The 19,542-nt window shown below is 34.6% G+C and carries 24 protein-coding genes, 1 tRNA gene and 1 CRISPR repeat array (1 of these 26 running past the window's edge); of the genes, 13 read left to right on the forward strand and 12 right to left on the reverse strand.

The annotated features are described in order from the left end of the window. Window positions 1-12: 12 nt before the first annotated feature. The 11 genes from secF (at window position 13) to DKK79_RS01780 (ending at window position 7,238) form a co-directional block, all read left to right on the forward strand. Window positions 13-1,011 (forward strand): protein translocase subunit SecF, encoded by a 999-nt coding sequence (gene secF, locus DKK79_RS01730; RefSeq protein ID WP_110423282.1) that lies wholly within the window; start codon window positions 13-15, stop codon window positions 1,009-1,011. Window positions 1,012-1,137: 126 nt separating this feature from the next. Beyond that, window positions 1,138-1,213, forward strand: a tRNA-Ala gene (locus tag DKK79_RS01735). Between the two features lie 487 nt (window positions 1,214-1,700). Then, the gene (locus DKK79_RS01740) at window positions 1,701-2,045 is read left to right on the forward strand and encodes a hypothetical protein (protein ID WP_146211976.1); all 345 of its coding nucleotides are present in this window, start codon (window positions 1,701-1,703) and stop codon (window positions 2,043-2,045) included. A 108-nt stretch (window positions 2,046-2,153) separates the two neighbouring features. Then, complete coding sequence (locus DKK79_RS14580; RefSeq protein WP_220018973.1) at window positions 2,154-2,837, forward strand: hypothetical protein; 684 nt, start codon at window positions 2,154-2,156, stop codon at window positions 2,835-2,837. A 198-nt stretch (window positions 2,838-3,035) separates the two neighbouring features. Continuing rightward, a complete protein-coding gene (locus tag DKK79_RS01750) occupies window positions 3,036-3,473 on the forward strand; it encodes a hypothetical protein (protein ID WP_110422587.1) in 438 nt (145 codons plus the stop codon). 94 nt (window positions 3,474-3,567) lie between these two features. Continuing rightward, window positions 3,568-3,846: a hypothetical protein gene (locus DKK79_RS01755; RefSeq protein ID WP_220018974.1), complete on the forward strand. Its 279-nt coding sequence runs from the start codon at window positions 3,568-3,570 to the stop codon at window positions 3,844-3,846. A 229-nt stretch (window positions 3,847-4,075) separates the two neighbouring features. Continuing rightward, complete coding sequence (locus DKK79_RS01760) at window positions 4,076-4,609, forward strand: DUF3916 domain-containing protein (RefSeq protein ID WP_034883418.1); 534 nt, start codon at window positions 4,076-4,078, stop codon at window positions 4,607-4,609. A 588-nt stretch (window positions 4,610-5,197) separates the two neighbouring features. Further along, window positions 5,198-5,629: a hypothetical protein gene (locus DKK79_RS01765; protein WP_110422589.1), complete on the forward strand. Its 432-nt coding sequence runs from the start codon at window positions 5,198-5,200 to the stop codon at window positions 5,627-5,629. Window positions 5,630-5,700: 71 nt separating this feature from the next. Then, window positions 5,701-6,084, forward strand: a complete 384-nt coding sequence (locus DKK79_RS01770) for a MarR family winged helix-turn-helix transcriptional regulator (protein WP_219997464.1) — start codon at window positions 5,701-5,703, stop codon at window positions 6,082-6,084. 596 nt (window positions 6,085-6,680) lie between these two features. Next, window positions 6,681-6,860, forward strand: coding sequence for a hypothetical protein (locus DKK79_RS01775; RefSeq protein ID WP_110422590.1), 180 nt, complete (start codon window positions 6,681-6,683; stop codon window positions 6,858-6,860). Between the two features lie 63 nt (window positions 6,861-6,923). Next, window positions 6,924-7,238 carry a chorismate mutase gene (locus DKK79_RS01780; protein ID WP_110422591.1) on the forward strand — a complete coding sequence of 105 codons (315 nt, stop codon included), beginning with the start codon at window positions 6,924-6,926 and terminating at the stop codon, window positions 7,236-7,238. A gap of 123 nt (window positions 7,239-7,361) precedes the next feature. Here the strand turns inward: DKK79_RS01780 and ureG are convergent, their stop codons facing one another. The 12 genes from ureG to urtA all read right to left on the reverse strand — a co-directional run bounded on the left by ureG (window position 7,362) and on the right by urtA (window position 18,025). Then, on the reverse strand, window positions 7,362-7,979 hold the full coding sequence (gene ureG / locus DKK79_RS01785; protein ID WP_110422592.1) for an urease accessory protein UreG: 618 nt from the start codon (window positions 7,977-7,979) through the stop codon (window positions 7,362-7,364). A gap of 41 nt (window positions 7,980-8,020) precedes the next feature. Further along, complete coding sequence (locus tag DKK79_RS01790; RefSeq protein ID WP_375537965.1) at window positions 8,021-8,689, reverse strand: urease accessory protein UreF; 669 nt, start codon at window positions 8,687-8,689, stop codon at window positions 8,021-8,023. Window position 8,690: 1 nt separating this feature from the next. After that, window positions 8,691-9,158, reverse strand: a complete 468-nt coding sequence (gene ureE / locus DKK79_RS01795; protein WP_110422593.1) for an urease accessory protein UreE — start codon at window positions 9,156-9,158, stop codon at window positions 8,691-8,693. A 19-nt stretch (window positions 9,159-9,177) separates the two neighbouring features. After that, window positions 9,178-10,881, reverse strand: a complete 1,704-nt coding sequence (gene ureC / locus DKK79_RS01800) for an urease subunit alpha (RefSeq protein ID WP_110422594.1) — start codon at window positions 10,879-10,881, stop codon at window positions 9,178-9,180. After that, window positions 10,874-11,203 carry an urease subunit beta gene (locus DKK79_RS01805; RefSeq protein ID WP_110422595.1) on the reverse strand — a complete coding sequence of 110 codons (330 nt, stop codon included), beginning with the start codon at window positions 11,201-11,203 and terminating at the stop codon, window positions 10,874-10,876. Before DKK79_RS01805 ends, ureC begins: the two co-directional genes overlap by 8 nt. A 12-nt stretch (window positions 11,204-11,215) precedes the next feature. Beyond that, window positions 11,216-11,518 carry an urease subunit gamma gene (gene ureA, locus DKK79_RS01810; RefSeq protein WP_034883405.1) on the reverse strand — a complete coding sequence of 101 codons (303 nt, stop codon included), beginning with the start codon at window positions 11,516-11,518 and terminating at the stop codon, window positions 11,216-11,218. A gap of 33 nt (window positions 11,519-11,551) precedes the next feature. Then, complete coding sequence (locus DKK79_RS01815) at window positions 11,552-12,394, reverse strand: urease accessory protein UreD (RefSeq protein WP_110422596.1); 843 nt, start codon at window positions 12,392-12,394, stop codon at window positions 11,552-11,554. After that, window positions 12,391-13,086 carry an urea ABC transporter ATP-binding subunit UrtE gene (gene urtE / locus DKK79_RS01820; RefSeq protein WP_110423283.1) on the reverse strand — a complete coding sequence of 232 codons (696 nt, stop codon included), beginning with the start codon at window positions 13,084-13,086 and terminating at the stop codon, window positions 12,391-12,393. The genes DKK79_RS01815 and urtE overlap by 4 nt, the downstream gene beginning before the upstream one ends. Further along, window positions 13,079-13,939, reverse strand: coding sequence for an urea ABC transporter ATP-binding protein UrtD (gene urtD / locus DKK79_RS01825; protein WP_110422597.1), 861 nt, complete (start codon window positions 13,937-13,939; stop codon window positions 13,079-13,081). Before urtD ends, urtE begins: the two co-directional genes overlap by 8 nt. After that, window positions 13,936-15,036, reverse strand: a complete 1,101-nt coding sequence (gene urtC, locus DKK79_RS01830) for an urea ABC transporter permease subunit UrtC (RefSeq protein WP_110422598.1) — start codon at window positions 15,034-15,036, stop codon at window positions 13,936-13,938. The genes urtD and urtC overlap by 4 nt, the downstream gene beginning before the upstream one ends. 2 nt (window positions 15,037-15,038) lie before the next feature. Further along, window positions 15,039-16,613 (reverse strand): urea ABC transporter permease subunit UrtB, encoded by a 1,575-nt coding sequence (gene urtB, locus DKK79_RS01835; protein ID WP_110422599.1) that lies wholly within the window; start codon window positions 16,611-16,613, stop codon window positions 15,039-15,041. A 116-nt stretch (window positions 16,614-16,729) separates the two neighbouring features. Next, window positions 16,730-18,025 (reverse strand): urea ABC transporter substrate-binding protein, encoded by a 1,296-nt coding sequence (gene urtA, locus DKK79_RS01840; RefSeq protein ID WP_110422600.1) that lies wholly within the window; start codon window positions 18,023-18,025, stop codon window positions 16,730-16,732. Window positions 18,026-18,327: 302 nt separating this feature from the next. Between urtA and DKK79_RS01845 the strand changes: the two genes are divergently transcribed. Together DKK79_RS01845 and DKK79_RS01850 are read left to right on the forward strand one after the other, a co-directional pair. Next, window positions 18,328-18,870: a ClbS/DfsB family four-helix bundle protein gene (locus tag DKK79_RS01845; protein ID WP_220018976.1), complete on the forward strand. Its 543-nt coding sequence runs from the start codon at window positions 18,328-18,330 to the stop codon at window positions 18,868-18,870. Between the two features lie 36 nt (window positions 18,871-18,906). Next, a complete protein-coding gene (locus tag DKK79_RS01850) occupies window positions 18,907-19,140 on the forward strand; it encodes a helix-hairpin-helix domain-containing protein (RefSeq protein ID WP_110422601.1) in 234 nt (77 codons plus the stop codon). A 29-nt stretch (window positions 19,141-19,169) separates the two neighbouring features. Then, a CRISPR array of direct repeats spans window positions 19,170-19,542; the repeat unit is 29 nt; unit sequence CGGTTTATCCCTATGTGTATAGGGAACAC (it continues 327 nt past the right edge of the window).

The following is a 19,542-nucleotide window of genomic DNA, read 5'->3' on the forward strand; positions in this document are numbered from 1 at the left end:
AGGTTTATTGTGATTGTTAATCAAAAAGAAAACCATGATGTTAGAGAATTAAATCATGGACGAAGAGTGCTCGACTTTTTAAAATTTGGCTTTATTGCTTTTGTCATCTCAATGTTATTAGTGGTTGCCTCATTTGTAATAATTCTTGTTAAAGGATTCAATCTTGGACAAGATTTTACAGGCGGGACCACGGTTGAGCTAACTGTGACTAAAGCTATAAATCTTGATGATTTACGTAATAGTTTACGTGATGAAGGCTATCATGAACCAATAGTTCAATATTATGGAAGCAGTAAGGATATCATCATTCGATTACCAACTACCAGCCAGAGCGAAGGTAGTGTATCGTCAGCGATTGATAATGCGTTAGGGATGAAAATTTCAAACTTAGTGCATAAAAATATTGATAGTAATGCTGAAATTAAACGAATTGAATTTGTTGGTCCAACAGTCGGTACTGAATTAGCTCAAGATGGTATATTAGCGATTTGTGCAGCATTAATCTGTATCCTAATTTATATCGCTTTTCGATTTGAGTGGCGATTTGGTACCGGTGCAGTTGTTGCTTTAGCACATGACGTTGTTATAACCGCAGGATATTTATCCTTATTTAATCGTGAACTAGATTTGACGATTATTGCTGCAATGTTATCCATAATCGGTTATTCGCTTAATGATACCATTGTTGTGTTCGATAGAATTCGTGAGAATTTTAGAAAGATTCGACGAGCATCGCCATACGACGTTATCAACATCTCGTTAACTCAAACATTACACCGAACTTTAATGACATCCGGCACAACCTTAGCTGTGGTTATTATCTTATATATTTTCGGTGGCTCAATGTTGAAAGGTTTCTCTGAAACATTAGGTGTAGGGATTGTGTTAGGGACGATTTCATCAATCTATGTGGCTGCATATATGTCACTTAAATTGGGCGTTAAACGTGAACACTTTATGCCACCAAAAGTTGAAGCCGAAGGTGCGGATCAAAACGCGATTTTACGTTAATTATTTAAGCTCTGTCATAGTTTGACAGAGCTTTTTTAGATTGTTTTTTAAGCAAATAATATTAAATTATTTGACACTTTCTAACTAGTTGCATATTATTAGCCACAGTTTTACTTCATCCCTTTAGGGGCCATAGCTCAGCTGGGAGAGCGCAACGCTGGCAGCGTTGAGGTCAGGGGTTCGATCCCCCTTGGCTCCACCAATTCAATAAACAGTAATATTCTTCTAAATCCTTATATGGTCAGTGGTGCAGGTTTAAAAGCAATCACTGGTGGTGATAAGTTCACAATTGACCTTAAACATAAACAATCCGATTCCTGTAAGATTCTAGCGATAGTATAAGTAATCAACATCGAAGCAATGCGATTTAATGAGCACAATGGTGACATATCATGGTGAAGAGTAATATTTCACTTTGGCAATGTTATACATGAAAAAAGCGTTATTTACCTTTGGTCAGAAAAATAAAGCGAAACAAGAGTTCCGCCTCTATTGTTAAACTGCTATTTAATGAGTTCGCTAACCCTAATGATGCTAAATAATGATTACATAAATAGCAACAATCAGAAGAAGCAACAACCGTTATTCAAATCACAGAAACAACACTTACCACTGCATATTAACTAGCAGCTAGGCTTACCATAATTGCCATAAAGCGTTCAACCGTAACCTTGGACTTAGTATTATATATGACCGCATTAGGAACGATGAAAGCATTTTCCATAGCAGGTTCAGGTAAAAATGGCGAGCCTGTTGATTTCAACAGAATATATCGAGTTGGTGAAGATGGCAAACCTGAGATATTGATGCAAGGTGGGAGACAATATTTAATACATGGAGAGAACGGGCAAATATTAAGTAACCGTCAAATCACCTCTGGTAATGGCAGTATCCAATGTAGCTCTGTTGTAGAAAACTACGTAAGCAACGTGGAAGTAAGCCAACCGCCTATCGATATCGAAAACAGCTCATCAGAATGGCTGTTAAACAGCCTGAACAAAAATATCAGAAAACATAAGCAATCATTCCGGTGATGTATGTAACACCATGTCTAACATTAACAAATGTTTAGTCGAAATTGTAATTGATATTATTATCTATTTTTCATACTATTACCGAGATTTAATTATCAAGGAGATGGTATGAAAAAAATAATCTTTTTAAGTTTATTTGGCTTGGTTTTAACCGCTTGCAACACGGTGAAGTATAATTATGTAGCCGAAACAAAGCAAATAAGCTATCCCGATTTGAATGTTGTTACAAAAACATTTATTGGCGATGATATGGTTAGACAGGGTACAGTAGCGGCAAGGGATGTTGTTTATTTTCCTCAAACAACAGTTGTTAGTGGGATGGTGGATTTTACTATTCATGCTGGAGAATACCCAAAAGTAGGTGAAGATCAAAAGTATCTGTTTTTTGGTTTAAATGAGTTAAATTCTGGAGTAACAGTAGGAAAATCAGCCTTTGCTGATATACCTGTAGGAATTAGAACTAATAAACACGATAATGACCTATGTATTATTACTGTTAGCGGTGCTTCTTTATGTAAAGGTGATGCTGCATTTTCCTACCAAAAGAAAAATGTAACTTATCAAAACGCGTTCCAGCAGATACTAATCTATAACGGTAAAGTAGGGAATAAGATTAATATCGGGTATAAAGAATTTAATAATGATTTTGCTCGCCCTGCATTTTCAAATAATGTTGAATATGACTTATCAGAATCAAAAGTTATAAGATATAAAGGTGCAGAATTAGAAATAATAAAAGCTACTAATCAATTTATTGAATATAAAGTATTTAGTAATTTCAATCAGAGATAAAAAAGCCTTTTAGAGCTTCTATTTTGTCTATGAATTATATAATAAATTCTAGATGGGTACTGATAATTTGTATTTGACAGATTATTGCCTGTGAGTAGCCAAAAATTCACAATTAAAATTTACACAAACCGCCCAAGTGGTGGTTTTTTATTTACCCCAATCCTTAAATAACATACCATTACCCCAAAAGGAGATGGTATGAAAAAGATTTTATTATTAAGCTTGGTCAGTTTCGCTTTATTTGGTTGTGGTGATAATAAGGTGACAAAAGAGTATCTTGTGGGTAAGTGGGACTGCGTCTATAAAGAATATAAAAGTAAATATGATTCTAAACTTAAAAGATATAGTGATTATTCTGAAACTCATAGCAAACAAGTAATTCAATCATATGAAATTGTTAATGGAATTTTATTATCAAAAACTGAGAATCAAAAAGCTATCGAATTTGATTTGGATTTAATTTATAACAATTTAAATGAGGAAGTTACAACTAGCATGTGTAATAAAAGGAGTTTTAATCAAAATTTATCAAAAAATACAAACAATAAGTTTACTTATGAACAGGAGACATTTTGCGAAGCCTTTATAAAGTACCCTAAAACTAAAATACTAGCAGTTTGCACAAGAATAAAATAAGGTTGATATAGGAATAAAAGTAAAAGGCATTAACAGATGTATAAAGAGCTTTGATAAAACTATAAAAAGAACAAAAGACAATGCAGTTAGAGCAATGCATGCATCAATGATTGTAGGAGCTACACAAGCAGCAATCTACACGCCTATAGATACATCAACATTAATTAACTCACAATATCGAGAGGTAATTATTAACGTTACTCATATCACTGGCAGAATTGGTTACACTGAGAATTATGCTGCTTATGTCACGAACCTATCTATAAAAATGAAATTTAAGCACCCTACTGCTAAAAAAGATTTTCTAAATGAGGGCTTAAAAGATATGGAAGCTGAAATACTAAACATCTTTAAACGTGAATTATTTTGTTAAAGTTATCATCACTATAGTAACCGTCTTGATTGGCGGTTTTTTTGTTTTTATGTATAGCAAAAATGTAAATCATGCATAATGCAAATCCTTATACAATAAGGCTTACAAGAAATCATGTGTAGTATGCATAGTTTTTATAGAAATTTATTTTAATGGAGGGGAAATGTAATTTATGATAGACATATAATCTTATATACTTTTGAATAAATGAGTTTATTTAGGTAAATATATGACACGAAGGCTCTGTTTAACCAATAAGAAACTGAGAGGGAAAAAACGTCGTTTAAGAGCATTTGAGGCTTGGTCTAAATCTTTCTTGGATTATTTTCCTGAACAAATCACTGAAGATGAACGATATTGGAATATAAAAATTCCTGTTGATATTCGATTGGTGCAAGGAAAGTATACGGATCAAATTACTCAAGCTCAATGCGCTCAATATTTAATTAATGCTACTTATCAGATTTATCAAGCAAAGCCATCAAATCTTAAACATTTTAGAGTTACTTGCGTTATTTGTTTGCCCGATATGTTTAGTAGTGAAATTTGTATCTATACTTCAGAAGCGTATTTCAAGTATCAGACAGAAGCTTGGTATAGAGAACAGGAAAAATTAGATACTACGCTAAACAGAAGTTTATCAAAAGAATGGGAATTAATATTACCTCAAGGTTTTAGTGAGAAAGGTGTTTTAAGAAATGAATTTGATTGGGAAGATAAAGAATATTTTGTTGAACATTGGTATTTTGGTGAAGTAGGATAATTATTTAAATTTAAAGATTATTTAACTGGATACCGATTGGCTAAACAAATTTTCTCACTGTCAAAATTTTAAATTTGATCTTCAAAAACAACTCCATGAAAGAGACTTTCAAGTAAATTATTATTGTTTGGAATCTAAGTACTTTATAGGGGCACTTTTCGTTTTAGGTATTGGTTTAGATATATGATTGATATTTTAAAAATTCAAATTATAAGATTTGAAATAGTTTGATTAATGTGATTCTTTTTTCCTTGTCTCAATATTTATAATCCATTAAAGTCCATAAAAAATAGAAACCACAACGATAAAACAATTAATTGATACCCATTAAAGTACATTAAGACACATTTATAACCAAATTTTATGGGGTATATTAACGGGTATTTAATGCATCACCTAAAAACGATACCCCCACAAGATTAGCAAATACCTTTTTTAAATGCTACCAATTCAATTATATTAAAAATAATTTATCGCGTTTTTTGTTGTCAGTGACATAACTTTGTAACAAGACTGACAAAATTTAGTTGACGTATTTAATTAGTGTACTTATTATAAGTGCGCTAATTAAATAAATAAGGATTATATATGCAAAAAATTTCTATTTCTTTTGAACTTCCAACCGTGTCCATGCCTCATAAAATTTGGCCATATTTTACTGACTTTTCATTAAGAAAACTTTGGGAAACAGATCTTGAAGAATTTACGATAACAGGTGAAATAAAAAGTGGAGTTAATGGTTTATTTAAACTGGAAAACATGCCTGCCATGAAAGTTGTATTATCTACTGTTCTGATTAATAGAGAATTGACTGAAAGATTTGATATCCCAGATATTGGGGCTTTATTTTTTTCTCATCAAATAATCGAATATTCAGATAATAAGTATGCGATAAAAGCGGTAATTGAATTAGAACCGACAGTGGAATTATCAAGTAAAGTTTGTTATGATTTTTTGAAGAATATTTCAAATGATATTATAGATAAAGCATTTTTATTAAAAGAGCTGGTAGAAAAATAAGTATGTCCAAAGATAATAGGTTTTCTTCTCAATTTAAACATGATTCGTCAGAATCTATGGGTTTTGTATTTATGAAAACCTATGCAGCTTGGCATAGTTTAATAAAAAATAGTTTGAAACAGTATTCAATAACTCATCCGCAATTTATTATTCTTACCACGTTGGCATATCTTTCAGAACATTGTGATGAAGTTACGCAAGTAACTTTATCTCAACATGCTAATATTGATGTTGTTACAGTATCGCAGATCTTAGATAATTTAGAAAAAAAAACATTAGTTAAAAGAATTACATCAATAAAAGATAGTAGAGCCAAATCTATTCAATTAACTGATAATGGCTATGTTATGGTCAATAAAACTACTCCATTAGTAGAAAAGCTTGATAATCAATTTTTTTCTTGTTTGGGCGAAGATATCACCTATTTCCATAAAATGTTATTAAAACTGTCATGATATTCTAGAATAGATTAAACTTTAATAGCCATCTACCAGCGCTAACCAATTAAAATATAATCTAATTTATATTCCTTTTGTCGTATTATCATAACAGCTATGGGGGGATTAAATATCTACAGCTCAATAGCTAAAACACCACCTTTACACATTTCTGCGCAAAAACGCGTAATCAAAGTATTTTTTTAAGATTACTAGATAGAGGGTGTATATTCTTATTGATTGCATGATTAAATACCTGCATACGCTTTCATTTTAACGCTAATCCGATTTTTTAGTTTTTAGAATAATTACACTATGCAAGAGGGCACGCTTAATTAAAGAAGATTCTACCAATTGTAGTATTACATGAGTTATTTTGTAATGACTGTTTTGATTATTTAGCAGCACGTTAGGGAAACAATGAAACAAACAGAAAAGAAAAAGATAAATCATTCATTATTTTAATGGTGTATCAAAGACAAGACTAGTTGTATTTGTTGGGCTGTCAATAGTTGATGAAATAGACATTTTTATTAAATATGATAGAGATCCCCCAGACTGTAGTAACCGTTCTGAATTGGTAAGAATGGCGATAATTTAGAAGTAGAATAGAGATGAATAAATTTAAGTTAGTCTTAATTATATTAACTATTTTGTTATTTGGTATTAAGCAATGTGAAAATAGACAAAAACAACGAGCTGATGAACTAATAAAAAAAGTAAAACCATTATTGGATAATCCAGAGCTTTACATTAACGACATTAAAACTAAAGCAACTGAAAATAGCAAATAAATTTCATGTAAATAAATAGAGGGCTATAATGTAGCTAACTGAATAATAAAGTGGGCTAATATTATGAATTATAATCCTATTCATTTGCTAAAAGAGTGCAATGGTATGAGTGATATTCGAGCTGAAATAGATCGAATTGATCACCTAGTGATTGAACTATTATCTACTCGATTTGAATATGTGAAAGAAGCAAGTAAATTTAAGAAAAATACAGTAGATGTGCAAGCTAAAGAGCGTTTTGACAGTATGCTTGAACAACGAAAGCTTTGGGCTAATGAGTTAGGTCTTGATGGTAATGTCATTAAAGAGTTGTATGCTAATTTAGTTAGATATTTTATTGATGAAGAATTAAAGCATTTCCAAAACAGAGAAAAATAATTACGCTAAACGGTTATTAAAAACTTTGTTTTTAATGTTTTGATTTGTAGGTTGAATGTTTATTCATTGTATCTAATTTTCCCAACATTATTTATCTAGATAACGTTGGGAATGTCATAAAACTTATTTAAATAAGCCAGCGCTTTCAATGAATTCAATAACTTTTTCTAATCCTTGTTTAGTCCGTAAATTAGTAAATGCCCATGGTTTATCAATGCGCATTTTATTGGTATCAGATTCCATCACGGCTAAAGAAGCACCGACATAGGGGGCCAGATCAATTTTATTAATGACTAAAAAGTCTGATTTAGTTATACCGGGGCCGCCTTTTCTGGGAATTTTTTCGCCTTCAGCAACATCAATGACGTAAATAGTCAGATCGGCCAATTCAGGACTAAAAGTTGCACTAAGATTATCACCACCACTTTCAATAAAAATAATATCTAAATCGGAAAATTTTTCCATTAATCCTTCAACGGCAGCTAAATTCATTGAAGCATCCTCGCGAATTGCCGTATGTGGGCAGCCACCAGTTTCAACACCAACAATACGTTCTGGCTCTAAAGCTTTTGCATCGGTTAAAATTCGCTGATCTTCTTTTGTATAAATATCGTTGGTGACAACGGCTAATTGATATTTATTGCGCATGGTTTTACAGAGCATTTCAAGTAGGGCTGTCTTACCTGACCCCACCGGTCCCCCAACTCCAATTCTTAGTGGTGTATGAGCAATGGTATTCATAATATCTTCTCTTATTCTATAATTTTAATAACTCGGTTAATTTATGATCTAAATAGTCTAGAGTATTGGTTTTCGTGGCAACTACTGGCAATAGCTACTAAAGGAGAACCCGCGCCAATATCATTATCTTCAATTGCATTCGCCTGAGTAATTATTGAAGGTAATAATGTTGATAACTGATAAATCAGTTGCTGTCCTGCTTGTTGTCCCAAAGGGACTAATTTTATTGCTGCCATAATATTGCTTTCGAGCCAACTGTAACTCCAACTTATTTGTAGATCTTCTAATGAAATTTTACTGGTCGCTCCATACCAAGCAAATCCAGCAAGTTGTGACTGCATTAATAAATTTTGCCATGGATAAATAACCCCTAGTCCTTGTAGAAATCGAAAAAAGGCTTTGCCTCGTTGCTGTTCTTCAAGTCTTAATTCGCTTGTTTCTCGTTGACGTAGTAAATTTTTGAGCCAATCACTAAAACCTTGTTCATCTTGATGAATGCTACAACGATAAAGTCGAGCTAAAATAGGTAAATCACAGAATAGCAATGTGCTATACATTTGCTGTATTAACCAATCTTTAGTTTCGATTTGATTGGTTACCCATTTGGCTTCAACAGCCCATTCTAATCCTTGAGAATAGGTGAATCCGCCAACCGGTAAGTTGGCACTGGCTAATTGTAAGTTACGTAAATATTCAAGCATATTTTTTATCTTAATGGTGATGGTGACCGATAGCACTACTTTGATAGGCGCCTGCTTCAGGTTCAAATGGTGCCTGTTCAACAACAACGTTAATACCTAATTGTGTTAACATTTCATCAAGTACATGATCATGTTGATAACGAACAAAGTCTGCGGCAATTTGTAATGGAACATGTCGATTACCTAAATGGTAACATGCTCTGGCTAATAACAATTTATCATTGCAGTAGGCTGTCGATACGGTTTCGTTTGCCGCCAACACTTCAATAATCATTGATTCATCTTCGGTTGCAAGATAATCACCACCGCGAATCAATAAACCTCTAGGTAATATAACACCGGCTTCCTGACCACTTTTAAGCACAATTTTAATGCGACTTTTTATGCGGCTATCAATATTTAATATGGTACTATCATTGACTGATCGTAGTTGTATTTTTGTTAATGGTTTAGTAATGATTTTTGTAAAAATTATCATGATGTTGAATTCCAATTCATTAAAATAAAAAGTATCTTTGCGCCATTGGTAATATAGAAGCAGCTTCACAACTTAGTAAGTGATTATCCGCTTTAACTTCATACGTTTGGGCATCAACTTCAATATTGGGTTGCCATGCATTATGTAGCATGTCTTGTTTTTTAATCTGTCGGCAATTTTTTGCTACGCCAATCAAACTTTTTAATCCTAAATTTTGTGCTACATTTAAATCGGCAGCCGCTTGTGAAATAAATGTCATTCTGGATAAAGAGCCTGCTTTACCTAAGGTTGCAAACATTGGGCGATAGTGTACGGGTTGTGGTGTGGGAATTGAGGCATTAATATCTCCCATTTCGGCGTAAGCTATCATTCCTGCTTTAAGAATTAAACTAGGTTTGACACCAAAAAAAGCGGCTTGCCAAATGACAAGGTCGGCTAATTTTCCTACTTCTATAGATCCCACTTCATGACTTATACCATGGGTAATAGCAGGATTTATCGTGTATTTAGCCAGATAGCGTTTAACCCTAAAATTATCATTTTGTTCATTATCTGGAGGTAATGCACCACGTTGTACTTTCATTTTATGAGCTGTTTGCCATGTTCTTATAATAACTTCGCTAACACGCCCCATGGCTTGTGAATCTGATGAGATCATCGAAAATGCACCTAAATCATGTAGTATATCTTCTGCGGCAATGGTTTCTCTGCGTATTCTTGATTCAGCAAAAGCGACATCTTCTGCAATTCCGGCATCGAGATGGTGACAAACCATCAACATATCTAAATGTTCATCTATGGTATTGATGGTATAAGGGCGGGTAGGATTAGTCGAGGAAGGTAAAATATTTGCATAACCACAGGCTTTAATAATATCCGGAGCATGACCACCTCCGGCTCCTTCTGTATGATAAGTATGAATGGTTCTATCACCAATGGCAGCTAAAGTGTCTTCAACAAAACCTGACTCATTGAGGGTATCGGTATGAATAGCAACTTGTACATCCATCTTATCTGCTACATCAAGGCAATTACTAATTGCTTGTGGCGTTGAGCCCCAATCTTCATGTAATTTTAAGCCAATAGCGCCAGCATTGACTTGTTCGATTAATGGTTCGATAACACTGCAATTCCCTTTAGCTAACAATCCAATATTCACTGGCAAATTATCACAGGCTTGTAATATTTTTTCGATATGCCATTTACCTGGTGTACATGTGGTTGCGTTGGTTCCTGTTGCTGGGCCGGTACCACCACCGATAAATGTGGTTATTCCTGAGCAAATAGCCTCTTCGGCTTGTTGTGGGCATATGAAATGGATATGAGAGTCAATTCCGCCTGCTGTAACAATGCTATTTTCGCCAGCAATAATTTCAGTGCTAGCGCCAATAGCAATGGTTATATCTGGTTGTATATCTGGATTTCCCGCTTTACCAATAGCTAAAATACGTCCATTTTTAATGCCAATATCAGCTTTAACAATTCCCCAATGATCAATGATTAAAGCATTGGTTATTACAACATCCGCAACCAAATCTGCACATAATTGACTTTGTCCCATACCATCACGAATTACTTTCCCACCACCAAATTTAACCTCTTCACCATAAGTAGTGAAATCTTGCTCAACTTGTATCCATAACTCGGTGTCGGCTAAGCGAACTTTATCTCCGGTGGTTGGGCCAAACATTTCTGCATACGCTTGTCTAGAAATATTACTCATTTTCAATTCCTTTATTATCTAATGCACCCATTACTGCGCCTTGGAATCCATACACTTGCCTTTTACCAGCCAGTTCAACTAGCACTACAGTACGGCTTTGGCCTGGCTCAAACCGTACCGCTGTACCGGCTGCAATATCTAAGCGATATCCATAGCTTTTGGCTCGATCAAATTTTAAGGCTTGATTAACCTCGAAAAAATGATAATGAGAACCTATTTGAATCGGTCTATCACTATGATTAGCAACTGTTATTTGAATGGTTTTACGATTTTTATTTAATTCAATATTACCCGCTTGTACAATCACTTGGCCTGGAATCATATAATTTACCTTTTAAATAATAGGATTATGAACAGTAACTAATTTAGTACCATCAGGAAATGTTGCTTCAACCTGAACATCTTGGATCATATCGGCAACTCCCTCCATTACGTCGTTACGCGTTAAGACTTTCCGTCCTAAATTCATTAATTGAGTAACGGTTAAACCATCTCTAGCACCTTCTAAAATTGCGGCACTAATTAGTGCTATTGATTCAGGATAATTTAATTTTACCCCTCGTGCTTTTCGCCTTTCGGCTAGTAGTGCTGCTGTAAATAGTAATAATTTGTCTTTTTCTCTCGGTGTTAATTTCATTGTTTTTTTCTCATCATATTTATAAAAAGTAATTTAGGTCGCCCAAATTCGAGGTGGGCATGCAGGTAGATTGATAATTAATGGACGTAATAACGACCATAATCGCTGTAAATATTGCTGACAAATCTGATTGTCATTGGCCAACAAACGAACGATTAATAATTGTCCTAGAGCCGTTGCGCCTATTGGAATAATGCTATCTTCAAGCCGTTTTTGTACTAGTTGTAAAATGGCAGGCTCAATAGGGTAGGCAAATAAAGTCGCACTATATGTGTAATTACCTATAGGAGCACAATTACCATTAATAATTTTTAAGTGCTCATCAAGACCTAATTCATCAGGTAAATTAATTGTCAGACGGCTTTTGATATTGCCTTTTTCAAATTTTTCATGCATAACTGGACGACCAAAGCACAAATTTTCCCAACCTAGCAATCGACTTCCTAAGGCTAAATTAAATTCAGTTGTTAAATTAGCGTTGCTGCCATTAAAAAAAATATTTTCTTGAGGTAACCATTCAATAATACTATCTGATGCTAAAGTCACTTTTTGTTTTAACTGCGCAATATTATTGTGACTACGATAATATTTACTGGCTCCGGGCATAGTCATTAATAGATGGCTATCGTGATCTAAAAAAATATCTAGCTCAAGTTTATCGCCCCCCACAATTCCCCCCGGAGGATGGAGTAAATATATATGGCAAGGTTTTCCTTCTGGATAGAATGGACGTTGTATAGTTAAAGGCCCTTGTTGTTGACGATCAACTAACTCAGTTCGCTGTAGTTCACCATTTCCAAAACGGTTAGCAAAAGATAGTGATAGTTTACCTAACCAGCCATTAGCATTGTTTTTAGCTGTATTGTTTTGAATCATACTGTTAAATAATTTTTAATTAAATCTGGTGTTAATTGTGCTAAGCAACCATTGGCAATATTACGTCCACGATCAAGCAAATAAAAATCATCAGCAACCATTTGAATAAAAGGTAATTTTTGTTCGACCAATAGTACAGTTAAGCCTAGTTCATGATTAAGTCGATTAATGATCGAACCTATATCATGTACGATATTGGGTTGAATCCCTTCAGTCGGTTCATCTAAAATTAATAAAGAAGGTTCGATAACCAGTGCTCTACCAATGGCTAATTGCTGTTGCTGTCCTCCAGACAGATCGCCGCCACGACGGTTTCTCATCTCTTTTAATACCGGGAATAACGAATAAACTAAATCAGGTATTTTTGCTGCCCGTGATCTTTTAGCCGCAAGACCAACTCGCAAATTCTCTTCAACAGTTAATTGAGAAAAGATTTGTCTTCCTTGTGGCACATAACCTATCCCCATATAGGCACGAGTCTCGATAGATTTATGGGTGATATCGGTGTCTTTAAATTGTATATTGCCTTTTTTGATTTTTAAATTTCCCATAATAGACTGTACCAGCGTGGTTTTACCAACTCCATTACGTCCCATGAGACAAGTACATTTACCTTTAGCTAAAGAGAGATCGATATCCCATAAAATATGCGTCTGCCCATAGAATTGATTTATGTTAGATAATTTAAGCAACATTAACGTTCCTCCCTGTGGTAGATTGTCCTAAATAGACTTCAATCACTTTAGGATTATTCTGTACTTGCTCCATATTACCTTCCGCCAAGATTGAACCCTGATGTAATACCGAAACCGTTTTGGCAATTTGGCGAACGAAATCCATATCATGTTCAACCACAACTAATGTATGTTTGCCGGCTAACGAATTTAATAACTCTGCGGTTTTATCCATTTCTTGAGTTGTCATCCCAGCAACGGGCTCATCAACTAACAGCAGTTGAGGCTTTTGCATTAATAACATTCCCAATTCTAACCACTGTTTTTGTCCATGAGATAAAATAGCGGCAGATTCATTACGCATCTCCATTAAACCGATTAGTAAAAGTATCTCTTCTATCTGTTCTTGTTCTATCTGGTTAACTTGATGGCGAAGAGTATGCCAAACTGTTTTTTTTCCAGCATTGGCTATCATTAAATTATCATTCACAGTTAATGCTTCAAATACTGTCGGTTTTTGAAATTTACGCCCGATGCCAGCTTGGGCAATTTGTGGTTCATCCATGGTTAATAAGTTAAGTTTTTGACCAAACCAAGCGGTACCAGATTGTGGTTTGGTTTTACCTGTGATTACATCCATCATGGTGGTTTTACCGGCGCCATTAGGGCCAATAATGCAGCGTAATTCACCCTGTTTAATATAAAGATTCAATTCATTTATCGCTTTAAAACTATCAAAGCTAACGTTAATTCCTTCTAAATAAAGAATAATACCTTTAGTGGTATCTAAATCGGGTTGCGGTGACGCTTCATAATCTTTAAGAAATGAGGAGGCCGATTTTAAATTTTGCTTTAGAGGATTTTTATTCATAAACTTGCCTCCTGTGGTTTTAGTTGCGGTTTTTTCGAATGAGTTAGCTTGAGTAAACCAACAATACCTTTTGGTAAAAATAGGGTAACTAATACAAACAGCAGACCTAAAGCAAATAACCATTCGTCAGGGAACCATACGGTGAAAAGTGATTTACAATAATTGACTAAAAATGCACCAACGATGGCGCCATATAAAGTCGCTCGACCACCAACAGCAACCCAAACGACAATTTCAATTGAATTAAGTGGTAAAAATTCAATGGGTGTGATAATTCCGACTTGTGGTACATATAAGGCACCAGCAATACCGGCTAATACAGCCGAGAAAGTAAAAACTGCCAATTTGACATTTTCAACACGATAACCGACAAACCTAACGCGCGCTTCTGCATCGCGAATGGCAATAATCACTTTGCCTAATTTGCTTTTGATTAATTGATAACAGATTAGATAACTAATAACTACCACAATTAGAGTTATGAGTAATAACATTACTCGCATCCCATTACTGGTAATTGAAAAGCCTAATAAATATTTGAAGTTAGTTAGACCATTATCGCCACCAAAACCCATCTCATTGCGTTGAAATGCCAACATCAATGCAAAGGTAAGGGCTTGGGTGATGATTGACAGATAAACACCCGAAACGCGGGAACGAAATGTCATATAACCGAATATAAAAGCCACTAAGCCAGGTATTAGCATAACCAGTAGCAAAGTAGATAAGAAATTATCGGCTCCCATCCAGTACCAAGGTAAGTTTTGCCAATTAATAAATGAGGCAAATTCAGGTAAAGTGGTTGAGCCATTTTCACCTTGTACAGATAAATACATCCCCATCATATAACCACCCAGTGCAAAAAAGGCACCGTGGCCTAAACTTAGAATGCCTAAATAACCCCAAACTAAATCAACTGATAACGCAAGTAAGGCATAACATAAGTACTTACTGACTAAAATAATGGTCTGATTTCCGACATAAAACAGGCTATTGGTTGGGAAAAAAAGATTAGCCATCACTAAATAGATGACTAATAAAGTTAGGCAAAATAGTACATAACGCCCATTATCTTGATTAAAATATTTCGTTAACATATTTATCCCTCTACAGCTCGACCACGTTGTGGGAAAAGACCACGAGGTCGTTTTTGAATAAATAGTACTAAACTAATAAGTACCATAATCTTAGCTAACATGGCTCCGGTAATTGGTTCTAAAAATTTATTGGCTAATCCTAAAGTTAAACCGGCTATTAACGTCCCCCATAAATTACCAACACCGCCAAATACCACCACCATGAATGAATCAATAATATAATTTTGCCCAAGATTAGGACCAACATTGGTGATTTGTGATAGCGCAACTCCCGCAAGCCCCGCAATGCCTGAACCTAGCCCAAAGGTTAATGCATTTACCCAGCTAGCTTTAACCCCTAAACATCTTGCCATTAGTGGATTCATTGAAATAGCTCGGACATTTAGTCCTAAAGATGTTTTTTTCATAATTAATAGCAGAACAATAAAAATAGTTAAGCTAAAGCCAATAACATATAGTCGATTAATCGTGAGTGATAAAAAGTCATTGACCTGAATTGAACCTTGCATCCAACTTGGCGTGATTATCGCTTTATTTAACGGTGAAAATAGGGTTCTAAATAATTGTTGTAATAGTAGGCTGATACCAAAAGTGGCGAGTAAGGTTTCGAGTGGTCTACCATATAGATATCTAATGACACTGATTTCGATTAACATGCCTACCGCACCACATACTAAAAATGCAGCAGGGACAGATAGAATTAACGCTATACCAGGATAGTTAGGCAATAATTGTTGCATTACATAGGTGGTATATGCACCAATCATAATTAATTCGCCATGCGCCATATTAATTACACCCATAACACCAAACGTGATGGCTAAACCAATTGCTGCAAGCACAAGTACCGCACCTAAACTAATGCCAAAATAGACTTGTTCAGTTTTTTCATACATCGCTTTTTTTTGAGTTAATTTATCAAGTAGGCTTTGCGCTTTTTCTTTGACTATTTGCGAACCCTCTATTGATGTCATTTGTTGCAGTTTTTGTACAAATATAGGATTAGTGACATTACTAAGTTGGGTAAGTAGAACTAAACATTCGTTTTGCTGACAATTCTCAAGTTTTGCAAATGCTAATGCCTCAAGTAATCGTTGTTTAACTTCACTATCTTGCTCTAGTGCTAACCTTTCAACAATGATATTTATTTGTGACGGTGATTGAATATGTCCAAAAAGCGCTTTTGCTGCATTACGTCTTGTTGGAATGGTATTACTACTAAGTTTGATTTGGAGTTGGTATTGAGCAACTAACTGGCGAATGTTATTGTTTATAGTAATACGTTTAAACTGGTTTTTAGGTAGATCAATAACTTGTTTATTACTCCAATTAATAAATTGATTATCCTGTTTAATGGCAAGTGTACTATTGGTATCCAACCAATATAAGTTACCCTCAACTAATGCAGTGAAAAGTGGCTGTATTGATGCATCATTTTCCTTAATCATTTCATTGATTAATTGTTGTTTTTCAGTCAAGGAACCTTTGGCTAACCGCTGGGCAAATTGGTCAGGTAGCGCTGCTGTTGCTAGATTGGTGATCATCCATAACAGACATATCAATATCATTCTTCTCATTATTTATTCCTATGCTTCTGTTTGCTATATTGATTAACCGATTATGCATTGAGAACTTTATTACAGATAAATGGTGAGAGTGACTCACCATGCATAATATTTAGGATTCGAGATGATTAATCTTTTAGGCAAACTTTTTTACTCACATCATATTTACCGCATACCAACGGTGTACGCCAATCGGCAATCATTGATTTTGAACCGGGTAAATAATCTGACCATTCATCACCGACAATCGTACCAGCTGACTTATATACCACTTCAAATTGACCATCGTCTTGAATTTCGCCAATCATAATAGGTTTAGTGATGTGATGATTTGGCATCATCACGGCATAACTACCGGTTAAATTCGGTACTGTTACGCCAATTAATGCGTTTTGAACAGCTGTTGTATCATCTGTGCCCGCTTTTTCTACCGCTTTCACCCACATATTAAAGCCGATATAGGTTGCTTCCATTGGGTCGTTGGTTACCCGCTTATCACTTTTAGTAAAAGCGTGCCAGTTATTGATAAATTCACTATTTAAATCATTATCAATCGATTGAAAATAGTTCCAAGATGCTAAATGACCAACTAATGGAGCCGTATCAATACCAGACAACTCTTCTTCACCAACTGAAAAAGCAATTACCGGTAGTTGGTCTGCGCTAATACCTTGGTTAGATAATTCTTTATAAAAAGGAACATTGGCATCACCATTAATAGTTGAAATCACAGCGGTCTTTTTTCCCGCTAAACCAAATTTTTTAATATCAGCAATGATAGATTGCCAGTCAGAATGGCTAAATGGCGTGTAGTTAATCATTATGTCACTATCTTTTACGCCATAATGATCTTTGAGATAAGTTTCTAAAATTTTGTTGGTGGTTCTAGGATAAACATAATCAGTACCGACTAATACCCAACGTTCAATATTAAATTCTTTTTGCAAATAATCCACAGCAGGAATTGCTTGTTGATTTGGTGCTGCACCGGTATAAAAGATATTTTTGGATGATTCTTCACCTTCATATTGAACGGGATAAAATAAAATACCATTAAGTTCTTCAAAGATAGGTAATACCGATTTTCTTGATACAGAAGTCCAGCAACCAAATACCGCTGATACCTTATCTTTAGCTAGTAAATCACGTGATTTTTCTGCAAAAAGGCTCCAGTTTGATGCGGGATCAACTACCACGGCTTCTATTTGTTTACCTAACACACCCCCTTTTTTGTTTTGTTCTTCTACCAGCATTAATAGGGTATCTTTTAAAGTACTTTCTGATATTGCCATTGAGCCAGAAAGTGAATGTAATACCCCGATTTTTATGGTATTTTCGGCGGCATAGATTAGATTAGCGGTAAATAATCCTGCGGCGAGAAACGTTAACTTAATGGTGGTATTTATTTTGCTCGTGATTGACATACTATTACCTCTTTATACATAAAAAATAGTGGTGATTTATTTATTGTTATTTAAAGTAATGCAAAAGTTATGCCAAATAGTTAAAGACCAAGTTTGTTAAATTACTAGACCTAAACCTAAACTATTTTCTAGCAGGGATAAAAGTTTATTTTATAAGCTAGCAACCACGGTTTTGTAAACGTATAAACAGTATTAATAAAAATGAATAACGCACTTTATTTGCGCGCATGAGCTAAATTGGTGCAGGCATAATATGCTTTTTGATCTAAGGCTATAGTATTGTTATCATTTATGATTAATAAATGATAACAAATGAAGAGTCGTCAGATATGAATTACGAAAACAAACAACAACTATTGGATGAAATTAATAAAACCGCCAAGCTATTTATCGATGAATTCAGTGAACTATCTGAATCTGATAAAGATAAATTTATTGAAGGTGTCGACCGAACCCCAGCGCAGATGATTGCCTATCAATTAGGATGGTTAGATCTGGTCAAATCTTGGGATGATGATGAATTGGCAGGAAAAACGCCAGTTTTACCTGCTGAAGGGTATAAATGGAATCAGTTAGGCGAGCTATATCAACACTTTTATCATATTTATCAAGATTATTCGTTACAACAACTTATTGAATTATTCAAACAGAAACTGGCGATTTGGAATAGTTGGATAGTATCATTAGATGATAATACGCTTTTTACTAAAGATGCCCGCAATTGGACAAAACCTTACCCTTCAGCATGGCCTGTTGCACGTTTTATACACATCAATTCTGTTGCGCCATTTAAATCCTTTAGAACTAAAATTAGGAAATGGAAAAAGCTAAATTTAAATCAATAAAATCATAAAAAGTTTTGCAAAAGAGAGAGGAAAATTATGGCTTTTTCAGAATTAGAAAAAAAACAACTTTTAGAGCTGAAATACGTTGGCGATAAAATAGTAGAAAGATTACAACAGATGGAATTTGATTCCTTTGAAAAATTACGTAATACCAACTTAGATGAAATATTAAATAAAGGCGCTTTATTGACAGGATCATCATGCTGGAAAAATAGCCATCAAGCTAAAACCGCAATCCAAAATATTTTGGCTTTGGTTAATCAAAGTTAATTAATATTCGATTTTAACTAATTGTTATTATGTTTATTCCTATGTGTATAGGGAACACAGTTGCGAGCGACACAATATCGCTATGTTGCCCGGTTTATCCCTATGTGTATAGGGAACACATCATTTGATAGTGTAAATAATATTCAACAGTCGGTTTATCCCTATGTGTATAGGGAACACAGCGTCATTGAGTTTAACTTTCGGAAATCTGGCGGTTTATCCCTATGTGTATAGGGAACACTGAAACATGTTCGTTGTAACCATCATGAATACCGGTTTATCCCTATGTGTATAGGGAACACGCTGCGGTAATTTCCGAAATATCATTTTTGCGCGGTTTATCCCTATGTGTATAGGGAACACACATTATTAATACGTTGCTCCATATCATCACCTGGTTTA

The sequence above is a fragment of the Gilliamella apicola genome (assembly GCF_003202915.1).
In the GTDB taxonomy this organism is placed as follows: domain Bacteria; phylum Pseudomonadota; class Gammaproteobacteria; order Enterobacterales; family Orbaceae; genus Gilliamella; species Gilliamella apicola_Q.